At 43.8% G+C, this 23,550-nt stretch carries 22 protein-coding genes; 12 read left to right on the top strand and 10 right to left on the bottom strand.

Annotated features, from left to right (window positions below; translation table 11 throughout):
* The first annotated feature begins 115 nt into the window (after nt 1–115).
* From NIES593_RS01205 to NIES593_RS01215, 3 genes are read left to right on the top strand one after another with little or no spacing between them, the layout of a single operon-like run.
* The gene (locus NIES593_RS01205; RefSeq protein WP_073598044.1) at nt 116–931 is read left to right on the top strand and encodes a Tab2/Atab2 family RNA-binding protein; all 816 of its coding nucleotides are present in this window, start codon (nt 116–118) and stop codon (nt 929–931) included.
* 29 nt (nt 932–960) lie between these two features.
* A complete protein-coding gene (locus NIES593_RS01210) occupies nt 961–1,617 on the top strand; it encodes a hypothetical protein (protein WP_073597833.1) in 657 nt (218 codons plus the stop codon).
* A gap of 18 nt (nt 1,618–1,635) precedes the next feature.
* Nucleotides 1,636–2,562, top strand: coding sequence for an ATP adenylyltransferase family protein (locus NIES593_RS01215; RefSeq protein WP_073597834.1), 927 nt, complete (start codon nt 1,636–1,638; stop codon nt 2,560–2,562).
* Nucleotides 2,563–2,671: 109 nt separating this feature from the next.
* On the opposite strand, the gene NIES593_RS01220 is transcribed toward NIES593_RS01215, so the two are convergent.
* Nucleotides 2,672–2,965 carry a ferredoxin gene (locus NIES593_RS01220; protein ID WP_015145983.1) on the bottom strand — a complete coding sequence of 98 codons (294 nt, stop codon included), beginning with the start codon at nt 2,963–2,965 and terminating at the stop codon, nt 2,672–2,674.
* 412 nt (nt 2,966–3,377) lie between these two features.
* Here NIES593_RS01220 and NIES593_RS01225 point away from each other — a divergent pair, with 412 nt between their 5' ends.
* The 3 genes from NIES593_RS01225 (at nt 3,378) to NIES593_RS01235 (ending at nt 7,587) form a co-directional block, all read left to right on the top strand.
* Nucleotides 3,378–4,379, top strand: coding sequence for a Gfo/Idh/MocA family protein (locus tag NIES593_RS01225; protein WP_073597835.1), 1,002 nt, complete (start codon nt 3,378–3,380; stop codon nt 4,377–4,379).
* Between the two features lie 593 nt (nt 4,380–4,972).
* Nucleotides 4,973–6,874: a ribonuclease E gene (rne, locus tag NIES593_RS01230; protein WP_073597836.1), complete on the top strand. Its 1,902-nt coding sequence runs from the start codon at nt 4,973–4,975 to the stop codon at nt 6,872–6,874.
* A 95-nt stretch (nt 6,875–6,969) separates the two neighbouring features.
* Nucleotides 6,970–7,587, top strand: a complete 618-nt coding sequence (locus tag NIES593_RS01235) for a ribonuclease HII (protein WP_073597837.1) — start codon at nt 6,970–6,972, stop codon at nt 7,585–7,587.
* Between the two features lie 23 nt (nt 7,588–7,610).
* Here NIES593_RS01235 and NIES593_RS01240 read toward each other — a convergent pair whose 3' ends face one another.
* Entirely contained in the window at nt 7,611–8,207 is a 597-nt protein-coding gene (locus tag NIES593_RS01240; RefSeq protein ID WP_073597838.1) for a DUF1997 domain-containing protein, read from the bottom strand.
* Between the two features lie 239 nt (nt 8,208–8,446).
* Between NIES593_RS01240 and pheA the strand changes: the two genes are divergently transcribed.
* A complete protein-coding gene (gene pheA / locus NIES593_RS01245) occupies nt 8,447–9,295 on the top strand; it encodes a prephenate dehydratase (RefSeq protein WP_073597839.1) in 849 nt (282 codons plus the stop codon).
* A gap of 4 nt (nt 9,296–9,299) precedes the next feature.
* Here pheA and NIES593_RS01250 read toward each other — a convergent pair whose 3' ends face one another.
* Nucleotides 9,300–9,944 carry an LON peptidase substrate-binding domain-containing protein gene (locus tag NIES593_RS01250; RefSeq protein ID WP_073597840.1) on the bottom strand — a complete coding sequence of 215 codons (645 nt, stop codon included), beginning with the start codon at nt 9,942–9,944 and terminating at the stop codon, nt 9,300–9,302.
* Nucleotides 9,945–10,073: 129 nt separating this feature from the next.
* On the opposite strand from NIES593_RS01250, the gene NIES593_RS01255 reads away from it, so the two are divergent.
* From NIES593_RS01255 to NIES593_RS01265, 3 genes are all read left to right on the top strand, one after another.
* Nucleotides 10,074–10,994, top strand: coding sequence for a ribonuclease D (locus NIES593_RS01255; protein WP_073597841.1), 921 nt, complete (start codon nt 10,074–10,076; stop codon nt 10,992–10,994).
* A 554-nt stretch (nt 10,995–11,548) separates the two neighbouring features.
* On the top strand, nt 11,549–13,264 hold the full coding sequence (gene pckA, locus NIES593_RS01260; protein WP_217651778.1) for a phosphoenolpyruvate carboxykinase (ATP): 1,716 nt from the start codon (nt 11,549–11,551) through the stop codon (nt 13,262–13,264).
* A 673-nt stretch (nt 13,265–13,937) separates the two neighbouring features.
* Nucleotides 13,938–14,603, top strand: coding sequence for a globin family protein (locus NIES593_RS01265; protein WP_073597842.1), 666 nt, complete (start codon nt 13,938–13,940; stop codon nt 14,601–14,603).
* Here the strand turns inward: NIES593_RS01265 and NIES593_RS01270 are convergent.
* Nucleotides 14,587–15,684, bottom strand: a complete 1,098-nt coding sequence (locus tag NIES593_RS01270) for a SpoIID/LytB domain-containing protein (protein WP_073597843.1) — start codon at nt 15,682–15,684, stop codon at nt 14,587–14,589. The two genes, NIES593_RS01265 and NIES593_RS01270, sit on opposite strands and share 17 nt — an antisense overlap.
* Before the next feature lie 161 nt (nt 15,685–15,845).
* On the opposite strand from NIES593_RS01270, the gene NIES593_RS01275 reads away from it, so the two are divergent.
* Nucleotides 15,846–16,622: a DUF1350 family protein gene (locus tag NIES593_RS01275; protein ID WP_073597844.1), complete on the top strand. Its 777-nt coding sequence runs from the start codon at nt 15,846–15,848 to the stop codon at nt 16,620–16,622.
* A gap of 148 nt (nt 16,623–16,770) precedes the next feature.
* Here the strand turns inward: NIES593_RS01275 and NIES593_RS01280 are convergent, their stop codons facing one another.
* Together NIES593_RS01280 and NIES593_RS01285 are read right to left on the bottom strand one after the other, a co-directional pair.
* Nucleotides 16,771–17,457, bottom strand: coding sequence for a helix-turn-helix domain-containing protein (locus NIES593_RS01280; protein WP_073597845.1), 687 nt, complete (start codon nt 17,455–17,457; stop codon nt 16,771–16,773).
* A 39-nt stretch (nt 17,458–17,496) separates the two neighbouring features.
* A complete protein-coding gene (locus NIES593_RS01285; protein WP_015145996.1) occupies nt 17,497–17,760 on the bottom strand; it encodes a ParB N-terminal domain-containing protein in 264 nt (87 codons plus the stop codon).
* Between the two features lie 325 nt (nt 17,761–18,085).
* Here NIES593_RS01285 and NIES593_RS01290 point away from each other — a divergent pair, with 325 nt between their 5' ends.
* Nucleotides 18,086–18,379 carry a hypothetical protein gene (locus NIES593_RS01290; protein ID WP_073597846.1) on the top strand — a complete coding sequence of 98 codons (294 nt, stop codon included), beginning with the start codon at nt 18,086–18,088 and terminating at the stop codon, nt 18,377–18,379.
* 99 nt (nt 18,380–18,478) lie between these two features.
* Here NIES593_RS01290 and NIES593_RS01295 read toward each other — a convergent pair whose 3' ends face one another.
* The 4 genes from NIES593_RS01295 to hisG all read right to left on the bottom strand — a co-directional run bounded on the left by NIES593_RS01295 (nt 18,479) and on the right by hisG (nt 22,934).
* A complete protein-coding gene (locus tag NIES593_RS01295; protein ID WP_073597847.1) occupies nt 18,479–19,435 on the bottom strand; it encodes an RNA polymerase sigma factor, RpoD/SigA family in 957 nt (318 codons plus the stop codon).
* A gap of 633 nt (nt 19,436–20,068) precedes the next feature.
* A complete protein-coding gene (locus NIES593_RS01300; protein WP_073597848.1) occupies nt 20,069–21,889 on the bottom strand; it encodes an ABC transporter ATP-binding protein in 1,821 nt (606 codons plus the stop codon).
* Nucleotides 21,890–21,997: 108 nt separating this feature from the next.
* Entirely contained in the window at nt 21,998–22,162 is a 165-nt protein-coding gene (locus tag NIES593_RS23845; RefSeq protein WP_175561000.1) for a hypothetical protein, read from the bottom strand.
* Nucleotides 22,163–22,274: 112 nt separating this feature from the next.
* Entirely contained in the window at nt 22,275–22,934 is a 660-nt protein-coding gene (hisG, locus tag NIES593_RS01310; protein ID WP_073597850.1) for an ATP phosphoribosyltransferase, read from the bottom strand.
* Nucleotides 22,935–23,550 lie beyond the last annotated feature (616 nt).

Below are 23,550 nucleotides of genomic sequence, written 5' to 3' on the forward strand. Positions count from 1 at the left end.
TTTAAACGGACTTTAGCATCTAAGACAGAGAATTTATTCTCTGTCTATTATCTACCAGAATAAAATAGCCCTATATTTTTTAATTAATTAGATAGTAAATATGGAAATTGTAAATATGAAAATTTGGCAAGCCGATTTTTATAAGCATAATCTCAAAGATGAAAAAGGAAAACCTATATGGGAATTATTAATTTGCGATTCACAAGGTCATCTAATTCATGAAGCTAAATGTCCGCAATCTCAAGCCAATTCTGATTGGTTAATTTCTCAATTACAACAGGTAAATCGAGGGAATTTACCCGATCGCATTCAAGTTTTTCGTCCTCAGTCTGTTAGTTTATTATCGATCGCAGCGGAAAAACTAGGCGTTAAAGTTGAAGCAACTCGGCGGACTGGGGCGCTAAAAGCTGAATTACGAAAACGAGTTATTGACGAAAATTATGACCCTGTTAAACTGGAAAAGCCACCCCCACAAGCATTACCAGAAAATCTTTGGGGAGAAAGTTGGCGTTTTGCAACTTTTCGGGCAGGCGATCTCGTCGATTATTTTAGCGATCGCTCACTTCCAATATTAGATATGCCAAAATCTCTTCTACCAATTAATTTAGGAATTGCTTCTACTGTATCTGTGCCTGGTGTCATTATTTATGGCGGAAGAAAATCAATATATTTAGCCAGATGGTTGCAAGAAGCTAAACCAATTGCCTTAAATTATATTCCAACAGAAATTGGCAAGTCAGGAGGATTAGTTTTAGAATCGGGATTGGTCGATCGCTGGATTTTAGCTACTTTTGAAGATGAAGAAATCGCCAAGGCAGCCCAAAATTACGAACAGCGCAAGCAAGCTAGTCTAGGATTGCATTTTTTTCTGGTTCAACCCGACGATTCGGGAATGACTTATACTGGTTTTTGGTTGTTAAAAGATGAGTAATTTGATTTTGAATTGATGAGGCAGGGAATATGTTCAAGAAATTATTAATTATCTTTTTATTAGCAATCGTAGGAGGTTTTGCGGCTGGTTTTTATTACTGGCGACAGTTTGCCGCGGTGCCATACTGGTATAAAAATCAAAGCACGAATATAAAGAATGAGCGCCTAGAAATAACTAACCAAATTCAGCGATCGTCTGATTCTGGTAACAATCTTACCCTACAACTCAATCGCGAAGATCTTAACCAATTGTTAGCCAAAAAGATTTCTGAAAATAGTCAATCTAGTCAGCTACTTCAATCGGCAAAATCAATCAAAGCCAATCTGGACAATGATACTTTAGAAATTGGAGGAGTTTTTAATCCTTCGGAAATCTCGGAAGATAGCTTAGACGAAACGCAAAAAGCCATCTTGGACAAGACAATTCAAACTTTTCCTCAGCTTAAAGATCTCGATATATACGTGGGAATAGTCGGTCAACCCAAATTTGAAAACGGTCGTTTAACTTTAGATAAAGACAGCAAGCTAAAAGTTGGTAAGTTAACGTTTTCTATTGATGAAATTGCCCCAAAATTTGGATTATCTCCAGATAAACTAGATCGATATCTAGAACAAGAACTGGCTAAATTAAATATCCAAGGCATTCAGATTGAAAATGATAAAATGATGATTAAAATGAGTCAATAATAATTAAGATCGATAAATATGCTTGAACGAGAGCAAAAAGAACGAAAAGCAATCGTTCTCAAACCCGGTACCTTATGGAAAAGGGCGATCGAACAAACCGAATATGCCATGCACTGTGGTGCCCTGCAAACGATTCCGACAGAGTACGAATTTATAGAACAAAATGGCATTAATTTTCTCGTTCGGATTTCGTCTAACTTAGCACGAAAAGACGAAGCGAAAAAGCAACAAGAACAAGAATCCGCGACTTCTGGAAAAGAAGTTAATCCCTTCCTTCCCTATGAGAAAGATTTATTTGTCGCCGATATTTCCGATACCCATCTTTGTATATTAAATAAATACAATGTTGTCCCCCATCACTTGCTCATTATTACCCGCGACTTTGAAGATCAAGATTGTTGGTTAAATTTACAAGATTTTGAGGCATTATGGACATGTTTGGCAGAAATTAATGGGTTAGCGTTCTACAATGGTGGCAAGACAGCCGGATCGAGTCAGCGACACAAACATTTACAATTAGTTCCTTTTCCTTTTGTCCCCGGTATAAATTCAATTCCTATCGAACCTGCCCTCTCGTGTGTTAAATTTCAAGGTTCTCTGGGAAAAATTCCCGCGTTTCCCTTCCTTCATGCTTTTGCCAAATTGGATCCGGCTTGGGTAAATTCCCCTCTAGATGCTGCTAAAGTGACCTTAGAATGGTATCGCACCCTTCTAGAAGCAGTAGGATTACCCTTCGAGGGCGACAGACAAACTGGGGCTTATAATCTTTTAGCAACGCGAGAATGGATGCTCGTCGTACCGCGATCGCAAGAAAGTTTTGAGTCAATTTCCGTCAACTCTCTCGGGTTTGCTGGTACAATGTTCGTCCGCAACCACCAACAACTGGAACTTCTTAAAAACTATACTCCGATGACGATTTTAAAAAACGTCACTTACGCGAGTTAACCGATAAGATCGCTAAAATAATAAGACAGGAACGCTACTAATAACGTTCCTGACGTTCTAGCCATTGTTGGAGGGTCAACCCTCCAACCTACCAAAAGTAAAAAGTAGATTAGTACAGAGCTTCTTCTTGGTGAGTTATAATCGTACAATCAGAAGTCGGATAAGCGACACAGGTAAGGACGTATCCTGCTTCGATTTGATCGTCATCCAAGAAGGATTGATCGGACTGATCTACGGAACCGGATTCTAGTTTGCCAGCACAGGTGGAGCAAGCACCAGCACGGCAGGAGTATGGTAGGTCGAGACCTTGCTCTTCAGCAGCGTCTAGAATGTACTCGTCATCAGGGACATCGATGGTGTGTTCTCCATCGGGAGTCTTTAGAGTAACTTTGTAAGTTGCCATGTGTTGCTCCTATATCTCAAGTAAAAACGGCAGTTTGGACTTACGCAAGCAGATAAAATTTATCGATTGAAATAGATAGATATTTGCTTTGGTAAGCCTCATCTCTGATACTAAGAGAAAAAGCTGCTGAGTTTTAAGAGCATTAGCAATGAAATTCTTAATCAAATGTAAAATAAGATTTTCTTATATAAGATTGCCAGCGAAGGCACGGATGATTAGCGAATGTACACATTCCTTATAAACTCGTAATATTAAGTAATTGAATAATCGAATCGGCTTAAAGTCGAGACCGTACCTCACAATTAATCAGTATTAATTATAGTTATACCTATCAATGATGATTTGTACTTAGCAGACAATTTTTTACTACTCTATTTAAATTCTAATATCCGATTCCTTGATGATAAGCTCAATGAAGAACTCCGCCGCCTTCACAATGTCGCATCCCATAAAAGTAGGCATTGTTGGCACCGGATATGCCGCGTCTAAAAGAGCAGAAGCATTCCAAGCAGACGATCGCGCTCAAGTCATAGTCGTCGCAGGCAATACGCCTGAAAAAACCGAAGCGTTTTGTCAAGCTTATTCAGTCGCGCCAATTGATTCCTGGCAGCAACTCGTCAGTCATCCCGATGTCGATGTCGTCGTTATTAGCAATATTAATCGCGATCGCGCATCGATTGCCCGCGCGGCACTGCTGGCAGGAAAGCACGTCGTCACCGAATATCCCCTCGCTCTCAGCTATCGCGAAGCCGAAGAAATCCTTGCTCTATCGCAACAACAAAACAAACTCCTACACATCGAACATATCGAATTGTTAGGCGGTTTGCACCAAGCAATGCGTCAATCCCTGCCAGAAATTGGCGATGTCTTTTATGCCCGCTACGCCACCATTACCCCCCAACGCCCCGTACCCCGTCGCTGGACGTTTCATTATCAAATGTTCGGGTTTCCTCTGACAGCTGCCCTTTCTCGCATTCATCGCCTGACAGACTTATTCGGAACGGTTGCTTCCGTTACCTGTCAGTCGCGCTTTTGGGACGCGCCAGAATCGGGCTACTATACGGCTTGTCTGTGTAATGCTCAACTGCGCTTTACCAATGGTTTAATCGCAGATGTCATCTATGGCAAAGGCGATGCATTCTGGGATAGCGATCGCACCTTTGAATTAAGAGGCGATCGCGGAACGTTAATTTTTGAAGGAGAAACGGGCAATCTGATCCGAGGAGAAGAAAAGACAGCCATTGAAGTCGTCAGTCGTAAAGGGTTATTCGTTAAGGATACGCAAATGGTTTTAAACTATTTAACACGAGGAACGCCCCTATACATCAATCCAGAAGCGAGTTTATATGCCCTGAAAGTGGCTGAGGCTGCCGAGCGATCGGCAATAACAGGAAAAACGATAGAATTGTCATAGAAGGAGCCAATGATAAACAACGACAAAATAAACATTGTTAAAATTTCTGGATCGAAAACGATCTCTTGTCATTTGCGCATCTTTCAAGTTATAGTCAGGTTAAAATTGTCTAATACTTAGCCGCAGACAATTGGCGGTTTTAAGAAAAACAAAACGCAGCCACGCTCGCGACGAGCTAGCTGTCTGAAACTGAACAAAAGCTACCCGAATGTTCAGTCATTGCGATCTAAACAATTTAGAGCCAGGCGATCGCAACCTTGCTTCTAAAGCAGTTTACTCAGCTAAGAAACAGCATTAGATGCCAAAGAGAATTTACTCATAGAATTCTTTGACAAATTAAACGCAAGCCTATGTTATCCCCAATGGGAAAGATATGCCAAAGGGAAAAAAAGCAAGAACTTCAGCCCAATTGTTCCAGTTAAACAGTCGGGATTAGTAAAAATAGCCGAGATGAGAAAAGTTTGTATTCTTCTCATCTCTAGCACGAGTCCAGATTTTTTACCCAGACAGTTTTTGTCCCTAAATCAACATCGAGACGCAAACCTTATCTATCTAAGGTTTTGCAATCTGATAGAGAAGTTTGAGGAAATTGAATGCCAAAACAAATTATTATTGCAGAGCAGCATCATATCGCTGCCGTTTTTTGGGAAGATCGAGTTCAAGAGTTAGTCGTAGCAACTGGCAATCAGCAGGTTGGCGACATTTATTTGGGAATTGTTGAAAACGTCATCCCTGGAATCGATGCGGCGTTTGTCAACATTGGCGATGCCGAACGAAACGGGTTCATTCACGTTACCGATTTAGGACCCCTGCGTCTGAAAAAAACGGCGGGCGCGATTACCGAACTCTTGACGCCACAACAAAAAGTATTGGTGCAAGTCATGAAAGAGCCGACGGGTAATAAAGGTCCTCGGTTGACTGGCAACATTACCCTACCCGGTCGTTATCTCGTTCTTATGCCCTACGGCAAAGGCGTGAATTTATCGAGGCGCATCAAAGATGAAAACGAACGCAGCCGCTTAAGAGCCTTAGCAATTCTGATCAAACCTGCGGGCATGGGATTGCTCGTGCGCACCGAAGCCGAAGGCAAAGCAGAGGAAGCCATCATGGAAGACCTGGAGTCTCTGCAAAGGCAATGGGAATCGATCCAGCATCAGGCAACGTCCACCCGCGCCCCAGCCCTGCTAAGCCGAGACGACGACTTCATCCAGCGAGTCCTGCGGGATATGTATTCTGCCGATGTCAATCGTATTGTCGTAGATTCCAGTGCAGGCGTAAAGCGAGTCAAACAGCAGTTAATGAACTGGAGCGGGGGACGACCGCCAGAAGGGGTTTTGATCGACCATCACCGCGAACCCCAGCCGATTTTGGACTATTTTCGGGTCAATGCAGCAATTCGCGAAGCCTTAAAACCCAGGGTGGATCTGCCTTCTGGCGGCTATATCATCATCGAGCCAACCGAAGCGCTAACCGTAATCGATGTCAACTCCGGTTCCTTTACTCGTTCTGCCACCGCCAGGGAAACGGTTCTCTGGACGAATAGCGAAGCCGCAACGGAGATTGCCCGCCAGTTGCGCCTGCGAAATATCGGCGGCGTGATCGTGGTTGACTTCATCGATATGGACTCGCCGCGCGACCAGCTCAAACTGCTAGAACATTTCAATAAAGCGCTCAAAACCGATAAAGCCAGACCGCAAATCGCTCAATTATCCGAACTGGGTTTAGTCGAGTTGACTCGAAAACGCCAAGGAAAAAATATTTATGAGTTATTCGGTCAAACTTGTCCGACTTGTGGCGGATTGGGACATTTGGTTCGCCTACCAGGAGAAGGAGAACCAATCGCCTTGGAAACGCCCGCGATCGCACCGCTACCTTCCGTTACGCGATCGGCAGACAGGCAAATCGAAGAACCGGAACCTTTCTTCGAGTCGCCTTTCGAGTACGCTAATGGCGAAATCGGCCAACAACTCGACCTGTTATACCATCCCAGCTACCAAGAACAAGGTCTTGCTGCTACTAACAATCGCCGTCGCCGTCGCCGTCGCTCGACCGATGGAATCGAAAAAGAGGGAGGAACTGGAAGATCTGCCCCTATTGCGGCGACTAAAGAGTTAGTTCTTGATGTCGATGCGCCAGAAGTTGAAGAGCGAAAGGAACGTCCGCAAAAATCCCCGCGACGCGAAGAAGTCCCTGTAGAAAAAGTATCTGTCGAAATGACTCCTATGGAGCAAAACGTATATGCATTAATGGGAATTTCTCCGCTAGTACGCCTCAATCGAGAGTTCAAAGATCCCAAGTCAGTTATCGTCTCTGTCAAATCGCCTGGAGAATCCGACACGCTGCCATCAGAAACAATTGCTACTCCAGCACCAGTAGCAGAAACTGTAGCAGTTTCCGAAATCGAGACGAGCTTGCCAGTAGAGAATGGAGATGGGGAGGAAGAGCGCCCATTAATCCGTCGTCGTCGTCGCCGTTCCTCTGCTAAAGAGGCATAGGTCTAACAGGATCGAAGTTATATACTTGAGTTTATCCCCTGTTAAATCAGGGGATTTTTTATTGGCGATCGCTTCGTTGATGACAAGAAAAAACTATGGACTTTGATGCTTCTTGGCTCTATACATTCTCTAGTTCGGAGACGCTAGTAGCGGGCGTGGATGAAGTGGGGCGAGGATGTTTGTTTGGTCCCGTCGTAGCTGCCGCAGTCGTCGTTCCCCTCTCGGCGATTTCACGATTGATAGAAATCGGCGTAAAAGATAGCAAGCAACTCTCCGCCAAGCGAAGATTAGAATTATCGCAACAGATAAAAGAATTCGTATCAGCTTATCAAGTCGGTTATGCAAGCGTTCGGGAAATAGAGCGCTTAAATATTCTACATGCATCTTTACTAGCGATGAAGCGATCGGTCGATCGATTGAAGGTACAACCTGCAATCTGCTTGGTAGATGGAAAACAGGCGATTCCTAATCTAACAATCGTGCAAAAAAATATCATTAAAGGCGACGAGCGATCGCCCGTTATTGCTGCCGCCAGCATCGTTGCTAAAGTTTGGCGAGATGAATTAATCGTCCGCCTCGCCCGAAAATATCCAGAGTACGATTTAGCATCCAATAAAGGTTACGGCACTGCAAAACATCTGCTAGCATTGCAACAATACGGTGCTTCTCGCCAGCATCGAATGTCTTTTGCCTCTTGTCAAGTAAGTTTCTGACAAAACCTTGAAGATATTAACAACTAGGTAATTGGATTGTCTGCCGCTGGCAATGCCGAAGAATAAGTCGCATTTTGGGGTTCGGCATAAGCATTAGCCCACTGGTAGTAATCTTTTAGCAACTGACTTAGCAATCGTTGCTTAATTCGCACTAAAACGCTTTTAAGCAGTCCGTTTCCTGCGACTTCTAATAATGGTTTAGGAGTCAACCACAAAGGAGGTGGCAGATCGACAACTTTAACTTCTAAATCCGCTTTGCCCTTCAGGTAAGTCTGTCCCTCGTATTGATGAGGAGATAACTTTCCCTTAACATTGAGAGAGAAGCGATCGTTAATGTAGTCAATTCCTCGGATTTCGCAGTCTTCGGAATTTAAATAAACTATCCCGCTAGCTCCCGCCCAAACGCTAAGAATAACGGTCGGTTGAAAATGGTAAATATCCATAAAATTCAAGGGACGCATTTTCAGGCGAAAACGCGACTCCGATAGCTGTTCCATTAGTTTCGGATCGGCGATCGCAGTTACTAATCGTTGCGGTTGGCGCAAATAATGTTGAATGGGAACTGTTTGTTCTTCGACAACAATTTCTAGCGATTCTGAGGCAGTAAAGCGTATATCCATACCAGACAAAATTCAGATTCGTCGCTTTTCTTAATCTTACTTTACACTTCTTAAAAAACTAAGTAGGGTAATTACGCCATATTACTGCTTTATGGCTCCTTAAAGCAATTTTTAACGATTATTTGCCAAATTTATAAGAATAATGAAAAAAGTTAGATTATAGTTGACAAAAGCTTCATTTAGCTCTCCGATAAAACTTTTTTCGAGATAAAAAGATAGTATGAGTAAGGTTGTAGATTATGACAATTGCGATCGCCCATTTGGGTCCGACGGGAACCAATGCAGAAACTGCCGCATTAGCCTATGCCAGTTGGTTGACTAAAAAGAAGGGACAAGAAACGCTTTTATCTCCTTACCCTAGCATTGCACAGACCCTTCGTTCAGTTGTCCACAAAAAGGTAGATTTGGCAGTCGTCCCCGTCGAAAATTCTACCGAAGGAAGTGTCGCCATTACCTTAGATACTCTCTGGGAGTTAGATCGACTCCAAATCCAACAAGAGCTAGTTCTGCCCATCTCTCACGCGCTGCTGTCTCATAGCAAGTCTCTGTCACAGATAAAAACTGTTTACTCCCATCCACAAGCCCTGGCACAGTGTCAGAAATGGCTGGAAGGGTTTCTCCCTTCAGTTCAACTCATCCCCACCAATTCCACGACAGAAGCCGTACAGCAAATCAGTCAAGACCCCCAGGCAGGTGCGATCGCGGCTCCGCGTGCCTCAAAGCTCTATGACGTGCCGATTCTAGCAGCTGATATTAACGATTATCCAGATAATTGTACTCGCTTTTGGGTAATGGGATTGACACCTAGTACCAGCGGGAATCGTACTTCTATTGCTTTTAGCGTTCCCGCCAACGTTCCCGGCGCCTTGGTAAAACCCCTTCAGGTGTTTGCCCAACGGGGGATTAATCTCAGCCGCATCGAATCCCGTCCGACCAAGCGATCGCTAGGCGAATATTTATTCTTTCTCGACCTGGAAGCTAGCGCTACTGAAACTTCAACTCAAGAGGCTTTAGCGGAATTGTCGCCCTACACCGAAGTCCTAAAAATCTTTGGGAGTTACGACGTTTTGCCGATTTCTACCCTCTAGCAGATTAACTCTTTAAGACATCTTTTAGAGCTGTACGAGCCGCTAGGTGATTGCGAGTTGAAGTCAAAATTTCTGACTCCCGTTGCAGACGAGCCATAGTATCTTGTATCTCCAACAGAGTTTGTTGCTCGGAAGCAACGCCGTAGAGATTTCCTGCCACCCAATAGGAGAGTTCTAGCGGCAAGCTAGGCAAGTCGTCTGGCAGTTCGATTTTTTGATCGATCAACTTAGCAGAAAGATGGACAACATCGCGCAAGAGCTTTTCTACATCCCTTGCCAAAGGTCTGAGGTCTTCTGTTGGCGGTTCGTCCTCTATCCATTCCACGAGACCGACTCGATAGGGTTTTTCGCGAACGTACTCTAAGACTCGAAAACGCTGCTGTCCCAACGTCAGAATCTTCATGCGATCGTCAGGCAAGCGCTGAACGCGAATCACTTCCGCGCAACAGCCAACCTTGGCTATTTCTCCGCTAATCGGATCGACCATTAATACTCCAAAACGGCGATCGCCCTCCAAAATTGTATTCATCATCATTCGGTAGCGGAATTCAAAAATGTGGAGAGGAAGGGGACGACCGGGAAATAGAACTACCTCTGGGAGGGGAAACAGGGGAAGTTCTCTGACTGCAATTGAAGACGAGGATGCCATGTTACTCTGTTCCCAAGCATAAGCTGTCCTCTTTTTATCTAGCGCATTTTTCGGAAATTTACCACCCCTGCGGGCAGGTTACACTTACAAGAAGGCTAAAATTCGACTCAATTTTTTTTGCCTGTAACGATGCTATACCTAACCGAACCCGATCGCATTAGCCAAGCCATTGCAAACTACGCTCAAGCGAAAATTCTCTGGATAGATACAGAAATTGCGGATTACCAAAGTAAAAAGCCAAGATTGTCTCTCGTGCAAGTGTTGGACGACCCAACGGATGTTAAAGGCGATCGCGTTGCGATTTTAGATGTTTTGGATAGAACTCAACTTATCGATGAGTTTATCGACAAGATTATGGCGAATCCGGCGATCGAAAAAGTTTTTCACAATGCCAGCTTCGATTGCAGATTTTTGGGAAGAAGCAGAGTTAGAAATGTCACGTGCACTCTGGAAATGGCACAAAAAATCCCATATTATATCTTGCCATTATCAAATTATAAACTTGCTACGCTAGCAGAACAGCTCTGCCATTTTTCCAAAGTTAATAAAACCGAGCAAGGGGGCGACTGGAGCCAGCGACCCTTAACCGAGCAACAACTCGAATATGCCAAAATGGATGCAGTTTATGTTGCCTGCGCGCACGAACGACTTCTGCAACTTTCCCAGCGCCTACAAATAGATCCTGCCACAGAAGATATTGCTGCATTGACCCTTCGCTATCGGCATATCGAGCATCGCTGGAAAGTGCTAGATACAGAACTCAAGCACCTTAAAGAGCGACTCAAACAGGCAATGGCAACCCAAAATGTCTCGGAAATCGATGGATTTAAGCTATCAATTCAAGAACGAAAATACAAAAAAGTCGCTTTTAATGACCTGGCAAAATTCGTGCAAGAATCTGGAATTGAATTAAATTTTCCGATTAGACTAACGCAGGAACTTCAGAAACAAATGCCAGAGATTATCGAGAATATTCCCATCGAAGAAGATGTTGAAAAAATTTTACAGCTTAAAATTAGCGAACTAGAAGATGAAAACCTGCCTTTTTAGCGATTAAATAGTCGATTTAAAGACTAATTTGTCAACTTTTGCCTTTTTTCCACGAAAGATAAATCTCTTTGTTTTTTGGTAAAAAATACCCCATTGATTTCTATTTTGGTATTGTTGATTGCTATACTAAAGTTAAAATAGCAAATTGTATCTAGCATAACATCAAGAGAGAAAAGAGCGATCGCCCTCGAAAATTCCAACCCTAGAATCTAAAGATGCGATTTGGGCAGAGGAAAAAATAGCCTTAGCGATCGCTATTCGAGTCATGGAAAACAGTCAAATTCGATCGAATTGCTCGTCGCTGACTTTGAGAAACGAAAAGCCGATCGCCTAGCGATTGAAACAGTGAAAATTTTATCCGGATACTATTTGTAAAGATAAGATCGTACTTTGTAATAATTTCAGTAGCAATTAAGACAAAAGTGGAATTTTCATCTTGAGAAAGTATTAAAAATTATTGCTCGATTTTCCTTGGCAAGAACTTGAGCCAATTGACGAACTACACTTGGATAAGTGAGAGCGTGCAGACATCAATGAACTTGGAGGTTCTAGGAATGGATAATATCGCTCAATTACTTGGAAATGAATTACAAACTTTACATATGTCGCCACAATCTCAGTATTTATTAGAACGCAGAGAAGCCTCCACCTATTGCGATCGCTTAACTGAAGACGAACTTTGGTACAGTCGTTCGATCGAGCAACTAGAGCAAATAGGAATAACAAACGTAGGTCGAGTTTACCACAATCTGCCGGTGCCTGAGTTAGTCGAACACGCTCTTGCCAGAGGCGAAGGTATACTGACCGACAGCGGTGCCTTAGCGGTCGAAACTGGAAAATACACGGGTCGCTCCCCTAAAGATAAATTTCTCGTTGACGAGCCTAGTAGTCGGGACGACATAGACTGGAATAAAGATAACGTTCCTATCTCCGAACAAAAATTCGAGCAGTTGTACCAGCGCGTTCTCTCCTACGTTCAAGGTCGTGACCTCTATGTTTTTGACGGTTATGTCGGAGCCGATCCAAAATATCGTTGTGGGGTTCGAGTTATTACAGAATTAGCGTTTCAAAATCTCTTTGCCCATCAGCTATTCCTGCGACCGACAACCGCAGAATTATCGGAGCATAAGGTGGATTTTACTGTCATTGCCGTACCCGGTTTGCACGGCGACCCCAAAACAAATGGCATTAATAGCGAAACGTTCATCGTTCTGCACCTAGCTAAGAAACTCGTACTGATCGGGGGAACTCGCTACGCTGGCGAAATCAAGAAATCGATCTTCACCCTAATGAACTACTTCATGACCAAGCAGAACGTGCTACCGATGCATTGCGCTGCCAACATCGACAAACACGGTCATACAGCTCTATTTTTCGGTTTGTCGGGAACGGGCAAAACCACACTATCTGCCGATCCAGAACGTAGCTTGATCGGAGACGACGAACACGGATGGTCGGATGAAGGCATCTTTAACTTTGAAGGCGGTTGCTATGCCAAGACCATTCGCCTGAGTGCTGAAAATGAACCGCAGATTTGGTCGGCGCTTCGGTTTGGGGCGCTGCTAGAAAACGTCGTCGTCGATCCAGAAACCCGCATGCCCAACTATGACGACGATCGCTTGACAGAAAATACCAGAGCCGCCTATCCGTTAAGATATATTCCCAACTGCGCTCTCTCTGGTATTGGCACCCATCCTAAAACCATTATCTTACTAACGGCTGATGCGTTTGGCGTGCTTCCTCCCATTGCAAAACTCACTAGGGAGCAGGCAATGTATCACTTCCTGTCGGGTTATACCAGCAAGCTAGCAGGCACGGAACGGGGTATCACTGCGCCTCAAGTGACTTTCTCAGCTTGTTTCGGTCAGGTTTTCTTCCCATTACCCCCAACCTTATATGCCGAAATGTTAGGGGAACGGTTACAGCAACACCCAGAGACGAGCGTGTACTTGGTTAATACGGGCTGGTCGGGCGGTCCCTACGGAGTCGGTCATCGCATTTCCCTCAAACATACGCGGGCGATGGTATCGGCTGCCCTCGATGGAAAGTTGGATAAAGTTAATTTTAAGCCTCATCCAATTTTCAAAGTCTTGCTTCCCGAAAAAGTGCCAGGCGTACCCTCCAAAATTTTAGATCCACAAAATACCTGGGACGATCCCGAAGCTTATACCCAACAAGCAGAGGAATTAGCCCGTCGTTTTGTGGAAAACTTTAAGCAGTTTGCCGATGCCCGTAAAGAAATTGTCGAAGCGGGTCCAAATAATTCTTAAGATAGACAACAATTAATTAAACAGAAAGTTTACAAAGGCGAGTATATTATGATGTACTCGCCTTACCTAGCATTACTTAAGCTACTGGAGATTCTATCGTAGCTGCATGTTAATTTTCACATTATTCTAACTGCTAATTGTTCTAAATTCAAACTATTAAAAAGATATCGGAAAACTTCTGTTAAATGAAAATTAGAGTGAGAAGTAATACGTACAACTCATTTAAGTAATAACGATATACAATCTTATATTTATTTAATTAGCAAATAATTCCATAAAACTTATGCAGTTATCCTAACAGTAGGGCGCGTCTGCTATTACCTCGCTCCATCTTTATCCATTTAATGAAAAGACAAAAAGCGAGCGAGAATTCATCAGCGATCGGCTTTTTCGGCGAACAGCGATCGCAAGATGAATTATCAGTTAATCTGACAAAGTAACGCCCCTATCGAAAGCGAATTGTTTAGGAATATGAGACGATTTATGGTAAAAAAAGATCGGTCTGGTTAAGAGGATGTGTGAAAAAGATTCTTAGTCATTCTGAGTAAAGCGTAGCGAAACGAAGAATCTAGCTAATCGCTTCGCCCTTGCATGACATTTTTGACTTTTCAGATCTCCTCTAAGTAAGCAAGCCCAAAAAAACGAAAATATTATCGACTGAGGAAAATAGCTGATGCCTCTCAATACTGATGTTCTAGAGAAAAGCTTCAACCTTGTTGAACCGCATGCCAACGAATTTGCTGCAAGTTTCTATGAGACCTTATTTACCGACTGTCCCGAAGCTAAACCGCTGTTTGCCAATACGGACATGGAAAAGCAGCAACAGAAGTTGATTATGTCTTTAGTGTATGTTGTCACTAATCTTCGCTATCCTCAAGAATTGACGAAGGTTCTTAGGGAGATGGGAGAAAAGCATGCTACCTACGGAGCAAAAGCAGAACATTATCCTATTGTGGGCGCTGCTTTGCTGAAAACCCTTGAAGCTTATTTGGGAGCAGATTGGACACCAGAAGTTAAACAGGCTTGGACAGATGCTTATGAGGAAATTTCTTACTTGATGCTGGAAGGGGCAAAGCGTCATGAGACAACCCTTGCATCAGAAGAGTCACTTCAGCAGCCCAACGAACAATCCCTTGAGAGTGAATCAGTGCAATCTGAACCTAAATCTTCGGGGACTAATCGGACGGTAGTAGCTATAATAGCTACGTGCGCTATTGGGCTACTGGGTTTGGGAATTCTACTCATGAGTTGGGGAAATGCTTCCCAAAATAATAATAATAATCAAAGCTTAGAGCGGATGAATGTTCCAGTTAATATAAGTTTTACTGCTGCAAGATAAGCCGCGACAAACCTACGCCGGGATAGTATCTACCTAGAATCCACTGGTGGTCGTAACCTTGAGCCGCTAGATCGTAAGCGCCAGTCTGACTCATCCCTATACCTCGATGAACGTTAGAGACGATCTCGTCGGTGGAAGCATAGAGAGACTCTACGATGCCACCGTTGTAGCTGAGAATTTGTCCTGCCGTCGCGTTGACGGCTTTGTGAGTGGTGTCGTACTCGCTTGCCAGTCCTTTGTAGACTTGCCAGCGTTCGGTATTTCCCAAGTGATACCATTCGCTTGCCGGACGAATCATGTGGACGAGAGCGTAAGAACGAGCCGCGATCGCCTGTGCTTTTAGCGCTTCGAGAGGGGCAGTAGCATGCATTTCGCTGCCAACGACGCTGTAGAGGTATTCTTCTAAATTGACATGATTAACTGCTAGTAGCGTGTTTCCTTGAGAGACTAGCAAGAGTTTTCCCCGATACCAGCGATCGCCAACATAAACAAATCCCCCTGCCTTGGGTTTCACCCAAACGGCGTAAGGTAATTGGGAATTGCCAAGCGTCAAATTAGAACCGTTAGGATATACTGTAATCCCCTGATTGGCAGCAATCGTTTTCAGCACTCGACCGTTTCTATCCTCAATGGACGCTTGCGTAGAGGTTCCCACGACGGCGTTTTCTGCATCCCTCAGAAGGGCTACTTTAATTTCCAGCTTGGGAGGCTTATAAGAAGGCGTTGCGCTTGAGGATGGATTTTGGGTTTTTTTAGCAGGTTGTTGCTTTGTTGAAGGCTGTGAAGATTTAATGGGTGCTTGAGGCGGAGTCTTTTGAGTTGGCTGTTGAGGCTTTTGTTTCTGTGGAGTTGTCGAAGCAGAGATAGCGGAATCTTTACTAACGAGAGATTCTTCCAACTCAGAAGAAGAAATTCGCTTTAGCGATCGCACTGAAGGACTTTCCTGAGAAGTTTCTGTCGGTGAATTTGACGATAGCCCGTAAGTCAGAAAGATCGGCAAAAATAAAACGATCGAAACAAAAGGGATCGTCGAGACTCCTAAACGATTAAAAATTTTAGGTAGGTGGAATTTTTTAGCCATGCAGAAACTCTAGTGCTTTTCTCTCCAATTTGTCACTATTGCCGATAGTAACCTGCTATGTCGGAGAAGACAAGAATTTTGATTGGCTGAGCGCGATCGCTCTAACTAGCCACAGAGTCTTGCCGATCGGTCATAATCAATTTAGGTGACACGTATGAACTATGAATTGGCAAGAGATTTCCGGTAGCTGGGTTTTGATTCCTCGACGACCGATTGGCGTCGTTCATTTTCTCGGCGGTGCTTTTGTAGGAACAGCACCCAACCTGACCTATCGTTGCTTGTTAGAACAATTGGGAAAAGCTGGTTATGCCATCATCGCGACTCCGTTTGTCAATACTCTCGATCATGCCGCGATCGCCCGTAGCGTTCTCAATCGGTTCGAGAATATTCTAGAGCGTTTGCAGGCGACTAATGCCCTCGGTCAAAGCTATCTTCCTATCTATGGAGTCGGACACAGTATGGGATGCAAGCTACATTTGCTGATCGGCAGCCTTTATTCTGTCGAACGGGCGGGTAACATTTTGATGTCTTTTAATAACTATCCCGTTCGTCGGGCTATTCCTTTTATCGAACAGTTAGAACTCGACGCTACCTTAAATTTAGAATTTACCCCTTCCCCAGAAGAAACCAATCTGTTGATTGCCAAAAATTATGAAGTGCGTCGCAATCTTTTGATCCGTTTTACTAATGATGACATCGATCAAACAACGATTCTAAGCCCCGTCCTGCAAGACCGCTTTCCCAACATGGTTGCTTCGCTGACGCTTCCTGGCAACCACCTAACCCCACTCGGACAAGAGATTAACTGGCAACCATCAGAAATATTCACCCCCATAGACGCGATCGGACAATGGGTAAAACAAGGATTTTCACGCGATCTCAATCTTCTCAAACAGGAAATTCTTCGCTGGCTCAATCCAGTTATGAGTTACCAGTGAGGGGATTGGTCAAAAGTCCTTTGTTAGTGGTTAGTGGTTAGTGGTTAGTCGTTAATTGTCTCCCCATCTCCCCACTCTTCCTTGTCCCCTTATCCCCCTTGTCTCCCGCCCTCCCCACACTCCCGTTTCTCCCAGTCTCAGAAGACTCTCAGTCTCCCGTCTCTTCTACTTCCTTAGCTGGACTGACTTTAGCGCGATAGAGCAGCTTTTCTCCCTGTCGATAGCCTACATATCGGACTTTAACCATCTCGCCCGGTTCGGCAGATCCTTCCATAAGTTGATGCCATCGAGGATCGTAGGGAACTTTGTCGCCAACAGACGCGATCGCTTCTACTGCCCAAGATTCTAATAAATCCAGTATGGGTTTCATCAGTGGCAGCAATTTCACGGCTGGCAATTGAGGATTCTGCTGTGCGACTGACGCAGCCGTGGGCCATTGTAATAGCCAAGGCTCCAATCGTTGCAGGCTCGCTTGCTGAAATTCTCTCGCGATCGTTTCTCGCTGTTGTTCTAGTTGTTGTTGCAGCCGCTGGTATTCCTGCCTAAGAGCGTCTCTAGTGGCTGAATCGTCTTCTTGTTTGAGATCGCTCGGCTGCAAATCTTCTGGGCAAAATAGCGTCAGTAACTTATCGACTGGAACCTGTAAAGTTTGAGATAGTTTCAGGAGAATTTCGATCGGCATTTTGGGCATCAAGCCGTATTGGAGACGTATTAATTGCAGTTCGGCAATCCCTGACCGTTGACTTAGTTCGCTCAAGCTAGCAATCCCTAACCGCTCCATCAGTTGAAGCAGGAGTTGATGATTTTTGAGGTAGATAGATCGATCGGCGGACATAGAGCGAATGAGAGAAGGGGAGAGAGGAAGATCTAAAAACTATGCTAAATGTTTTTGCAGGACTGCGCGAGGAGCGCGACGCACTCTACATTTGATTGTCTCTTTTCCGAGGCGCTGGTGAGCCTCGTAGCGATGGCAACCAGAAAAGCCATAGTATTGCCCATCGACTTCTAATACGTCAATGGGTTCTCTTAAACCCTCTTGAGCAATTGACTCCATTAGCATCGCCACTTTTTCAGGATTGGTTTGTCGCGGTAAGGGACGACGAATTTGGGATACGGGAATTTCTTCGATCCTAATCATCTTGAGTTCGCTCGATTGTATATTTTTCTTACTCTATAAATCATACTCGTTATGACTTTGATCTGCAAGCGCATTCCTAATACCAATTCGCAATTATCAGTTCGCAATTAGTCAACAGTTCTGGGTGTAAGGCTTGTTCATCGAGCATTTGTAGCGTTCTTTTTTAGAAATGGTATAACTTGATTTACTGGGGACGGGATGTCCCTAGACCCCTTGGGGGCAGATGGGTGCATGAATATCTTTTTGTCTCTGTTAATTTGTATGAATTTTGAGGGAATTCTTAGAGTGTAACTCTGAGAATTTTTAGCTAACTACGAAAACCAGTATGAACGACGAAGTTTCTAATAATAGATTTCCTCATTTGCCGCAGGAAGTACAAAGTCTGATTGCTCAAAATGCACCAAGTACAGTTCACGTAGAAACAAAAAGCAATAAACATGGGCAACGTTATAAATGCTATGACCAAAGTGGCAGATGTATTGGACGAATTAAAGGCGCTCCAGGCTCGCGATATTGGCAGCCAGATGTCGGACAATACGACAAGCACCACAGCAAAAAAGTCGATCCGCTAGATATTGCTCGCGGTGTTGGAATCTCTGTCTTGAAGTCTCTTTTCTAATAACTGGTGTCGCCCGCAGACGGGCGACGTTTTTTACTCCACATAAAACAGGCAGCCAGAAACTTTCTGACTGCCCGTTAATTGCTATCCGATTAGTGTTTAACTAGCCAAATATTCTCGAATACTTCCTTTGCGCTGGCGCAATTTCGAGAGCGCTTCCCGTTCGATCTGTCTGACTCGTTCCCGACTGATATTGAGACGAATGCCGATTTTAGCTAGCGTTAGAGGCTTTCCGTCGGTCAATCCGAACCGCAGCGCTAAAACCTCTCGCTGTTGCGGGGTCAAATCCGCCATCAATTTCTCTAAATCTAACTGGAGCGAGGAATGGATAGCATAATCCTCTGGCAAAGGTCCCGTATCCTCCAGAAGTTCTCCCAATTCTGTATCGTGATTGTCTCCTACCCGCAAATCTAGCGACAGAGGTTGGCGGGCGCGTTCGAGATAATCTCGAACTTGTTTGGGAGTTAATTCCAGCTCTTGAGCCAATTCTGCTATGGTAGCAGCTCGTCCGTTCTCCTGAGCCAACTGACGCTGGGCTTTCTTGATTTTATTAAGTTTTTCTGTGATGTGGATGGGCAGGCGGATAGTACGGCTTTTTTCGGCAATAGCGCGGGTAATAGCTTGTCGAATCCACCAATATGCATAGGTAGAAAAGCGATAGCCTTTAGTCGGATCGAACTTCTCCACGCCTCGCTGCATTCCGAGAGTACCTTCCTGGATTAAATCGAGTAAGTCGAGATTGCGCTTGAGGTATTTTTTGGCAACCGATACAACCAGGCGTAAATTGGCTTCAACCATTTTACGTTTAGCCGCATCTCCGGCTGCAATGAGGTTGTGCAGTTCGGCTTCTGTTAACTCAGCGGCGGCTGCCCACTCGGAATCAGTTGGTTCTTTGCCAAGTTTTTGCCTCAGAGATTCTTTTAGGTTTTCTAAGACAACTAATCGTTGTACTCGTTTGGCATAGTGAATTTCCTCTTCGTGAGTGAGCAAGGGAACGCGACCAATTTCCCTTAAATAGGCGCGGACTGGGTCGGTAAAGTTCTTGTCGGTTCTCATAAGTAAAGGTCGAGTAGGGGTTGATCTGAGCTAATAAGATGAGATTTGTAGGACAGTTGGTCGATTGAATGACTGAAAAGATCGAGCTAAAAATAATCTTTACTTATAGTTTTGTAACTCAAAGGAGCCAGTGAATTGTGAAGACGGTAGGGGGATAAAGAGGTGTGTGCGGATAAAAATCCTTATCCTACAGGCGCTTGGTAAGCGCATGCCGAGATGAAACCGTTTGATTTTTTGGTGGGCATGTTCTAAATGTTGCTTAACAATCTTAGCTTATCTGTTAAGCTTTGTAAAGTTTCTGTGAGAATCTGGCAAACTTTTGATGTCGGGGTCAATGGCTTGGAGATCGCAGTTGCGATCGCGTAAAGTTTAAAGATAAAGCGCTTATAGTATCAAGGTACCCACATTAAAGTTAAATGTATGCATCCTAAGAAACAAAATTAAAAAATTATTTTTTACTGCTAAGACTACGACTTCTAGGCTAGGAAAACTATTCTGTTTTTTTTACTGCTTTGAGAGTTTAGAGTAGATTCTCGCTCAGAATGGTAATATAGAAAACATTGCCATCTACCAAAAGATATATCTTAGAGAAATAATCTTAGGTCGGGTTAACTTAGTCAAAAGGGATTTGATTTATCCTAACATTTGTAATCGATACAAGCTGGCATACAATCCATTTTGTTCGAGTAACTCGTCATGAGTGCCCGTTTCAACCAATCGGCCTTTTTTAAGCACTAAAATCCTATCAACATTACGAATAGTTGATAAGCGATGAGCAATAATAATTGCCGTTCGATTTTCCAATAGACGATATAAAGCGTCTTGAATTAATGCTTCTGTCCCTACATCTAAACTAGAAGTCGCTTCGTCTAGGACTAAAATGTGAGGATTGCGAATAGCAACGCGAGCGAAGGCTAAAAGCTGTTTTTGTCCTCCCGATAAATTTGTTCCTCTCTCGCGCAATTGAGTGTTATAGCCTTGAGGGAATTCTTCGATAAAGCGATCGACATTGGTCAGTCTAGCTGCTGCTTTTATCTGTTCTAGAGAATAATTTTCTCCTAAAGTAATATTGCGCTTAATATCGCCAGTGAAGAGAAAGCTATCCTGAAGAATAACTCCGATATAGCGGCGTAATTGAGCTTGAGGAATATCTCGAATATCAACCCCATCGACTAAAATTCGTCCTTTAGTCGGTTCGTAAAGGCGACATAAAAGCCGAATAATCGAACTTTTTCCCGCACCTGTCGGTCCTACTAAAGCAATCTTTTCTCCTGGACGGATTGTAAAGTTTAAATTAGTTAGAATATAATCATTTTCTTGGTAGGCAAACCAAACATTTTCAAAGCGAATTTCTCCTGTGTAATTTGTCTTTTGTCTTTTGTCCTTTGCTAAAGACGATTTTCGATCGCGAATTTCTATTGGTTCGCTCATCAATTCGCTAATGCGTTCGATCGCGGTGAAACCCGATTGAAAAATCGTAAATTTTTCTGCAAATTGTCGCAGCGGATTGAACAATTTCTGGGCAAAAAGAATAAAGGCAGATAAAGTTCCCAGATCGATAGTTTTGTTGAGCACCAAAATGCCACCCAACCAGAGAACGCCTGCGATCGCAATTAAAGAAATCCATTCCAAAGTTGCAGAAACGGCGGAATCGTGGAAAATCGTGCGATCGACTTCTTTGCGATAGCGTAGATTGATCGATCGGAACATTTCACTATTGAAACGTTCTCGACGAAATAACTGCACCACATTGATTCCAGCGATATTCTCCTGCAACATGGAGTTTAATTTTGCAAGTTCCTCTCTCGCTTGATAATTTGCCTTGCGATACTGCCGCTGGAAGTAAATAATCAAAGCCGTCACTGGAATCAGCATCAACACCAATATCGATGCTAACTGCCATTGACGCAGGAAAATGACGACGACAATCGTTAATATATAAATAAAATCGCTAATAACGCCGATCGCGCCGCTGGCAAAAACATCTCCTAATGCCTCCACATCGCTAGTGATGCGAGTGACCAAGCGTCCTACAGGCGTGCGTTCAAAAAATTGGGTCGATAGGGATGTTACGTGGGTGAATAAATCATCCCGTACTGCTGCCGTGATTTCCTGTCCGACTTTTTGTACCAAATATCCTTGGGCCGAGGCAAAAATTAAGCGAACGACAATCGTCATCAATAGTAGGACGATGAGAATATTTAATCCTTGTGCCAGAGAAACATTTATCAAAAAAGACCAAGTTGGTTCTTGCTGCAACAAAGAAATTGCCTGACCGACAATCAGCGGTTGAACTGCTCCCGCAATTGAGACAGGAATTAGTAAAATAATAGAAATTATTAGTAGAGTCCGGTTGCGACGAGCATAGGGAATTAGCCTCAGCAACAGCCGCCAATCGTTTTCGCGGGGTCTACGTCTAAGCTGTGGTTCTGCTAAAGGGGAGGAATCTGCCATTAAAAATTGTTAGGTAATGCGATAGATAAGATAACGCACATTCTTTAAATGTAGCCTATGCTGCCGCAGATCCTGCCATCTCACGGCGTTAACTGGTTGCTGTAATCATTACCCTTGTTTTTGCCCTGTTGTTTCTCGCCTACTCTCTAACCGTTTCTCCCACTTTTGGCTAAATCTTTCTCCCATTTCATAGAGATCCCTAGCTTTGTGTTCGGCATCTTTGGCAAGTTCAAGGAGTTCTAGGAGTTTTTTTTCATCCGGTAATTCATTCATGGTAAATCTCTTTCTAATACCATTTTTCATTCATTAATGACACAGATAGTCGATCGCCCTCACCCCAACCCCTCTCCCAAATAGGGAGAAGGGAGAAGAATGTCGATCGCGACTAATGAAAATTGGTATAAGTTCTCTGTAGAGTCTCCTGAGACAGCTTTTCTACCCAATCATGCAAATTATACAAGCCGAGGCGATAGCTTAATGGATGGGCAATCAGCCTTGCAGTACTTTCAAAGAGAACGTCAATTTCAATCAGCCCATTTTCCCGTAAGGTGCGTCCCGTAGAGACTAAATCGACGATTGCCTCCGACATTCCTGTAATTGGCCCTAATTCGACCGAACCATAGAGGGGAATAATTTCTACGGGTAAATTTAACTTACGAAAATATTCCTTAGCACAGTGAACGAATTTTGAGGCAACTCTACCGTGGGGGGGGAGTTCGAGCGATCGCTTGTAAGAACTAGCCTCCGGTACTGCTACCGACATGCGACAGTAGCCAAATTTTAAATCGGCTAAATTTGCTACTTTAGGACTCTTTTCTAGCAAAACATCATAGCCGACAATACCTAACTGTGCCTGACCGTATTCTACATAGACGGGAACGTCTTGCGCTCTTACCAATATCGCTTTAGCCGTATTGGTGGGATCGGCAATCTGAAGTTGGCGGTTGCGGTCGTCGAGAAATGCGCTAAAATCGAGTCCTACACTTTTAAAAAGATTAATACTATCGGACAGGAGTGCTCCTTTGGGCAATGCGATCGTGATCATTAGCAATTAAACCATACGCTATTTCTGAAGGTATCACTATAGTGGCTCTTGGGACTGGCTATATTAAAATTCCTGGTTGACTGACAAATCTTTGCCCCCTCATCCTTAAATCCCTTCTTCCACAAGGGGCGAAGGGACTTCAGGACAAATTCTTAAGTGGAAAGTCCCTCTTCTGCTCTGGGAGAGGGGTTGGGATGAGGGTGTGTCAGTCAACTAGATTAAAATTTTGTTCGGGGAGCAGTAGCTAAAGGAGAAATTCTCCGTCTAAGATGCTAGAGTCTGTTTAAAATGAAATCTTGCGCTCGTCTCAACAGTTCGCCCCTCGATGTTCTATCGCTGCCTCATATATTTTCAGTCCATTTTAATGGACTTTATATATAAGACGGGGAATTCATTCCCCGACGGCTAATGCGACTGGTACAAGATCTCAGCTTGATTTTTGGGTTCCAATACAATAACCCCTAGTGCGACTAACAGGAGTCGCTTTTCAGGAACCATTGGCGAGAGAGGCGCTTGCGCTAACGCACGCGCTACGCTTTCGGTACTACCTATTATGACTAATTAAACGGATTTGAGATCGATGTTTTGGCAAAATAAAGTCACAATAAAATAACTT

Origin of the sequence: Hydrococcus rivularis NIES-593, from assembly GCF_001904635.1 — a bacterium.
In the GTDB taxonomy this organism is placed as follows: Bacteria; Cyanobacteriota; Cyanobacteriia; order Cyanobacteriales; family Microcystaceae; genus Hydrococcus; species Hydrococcus rivularis.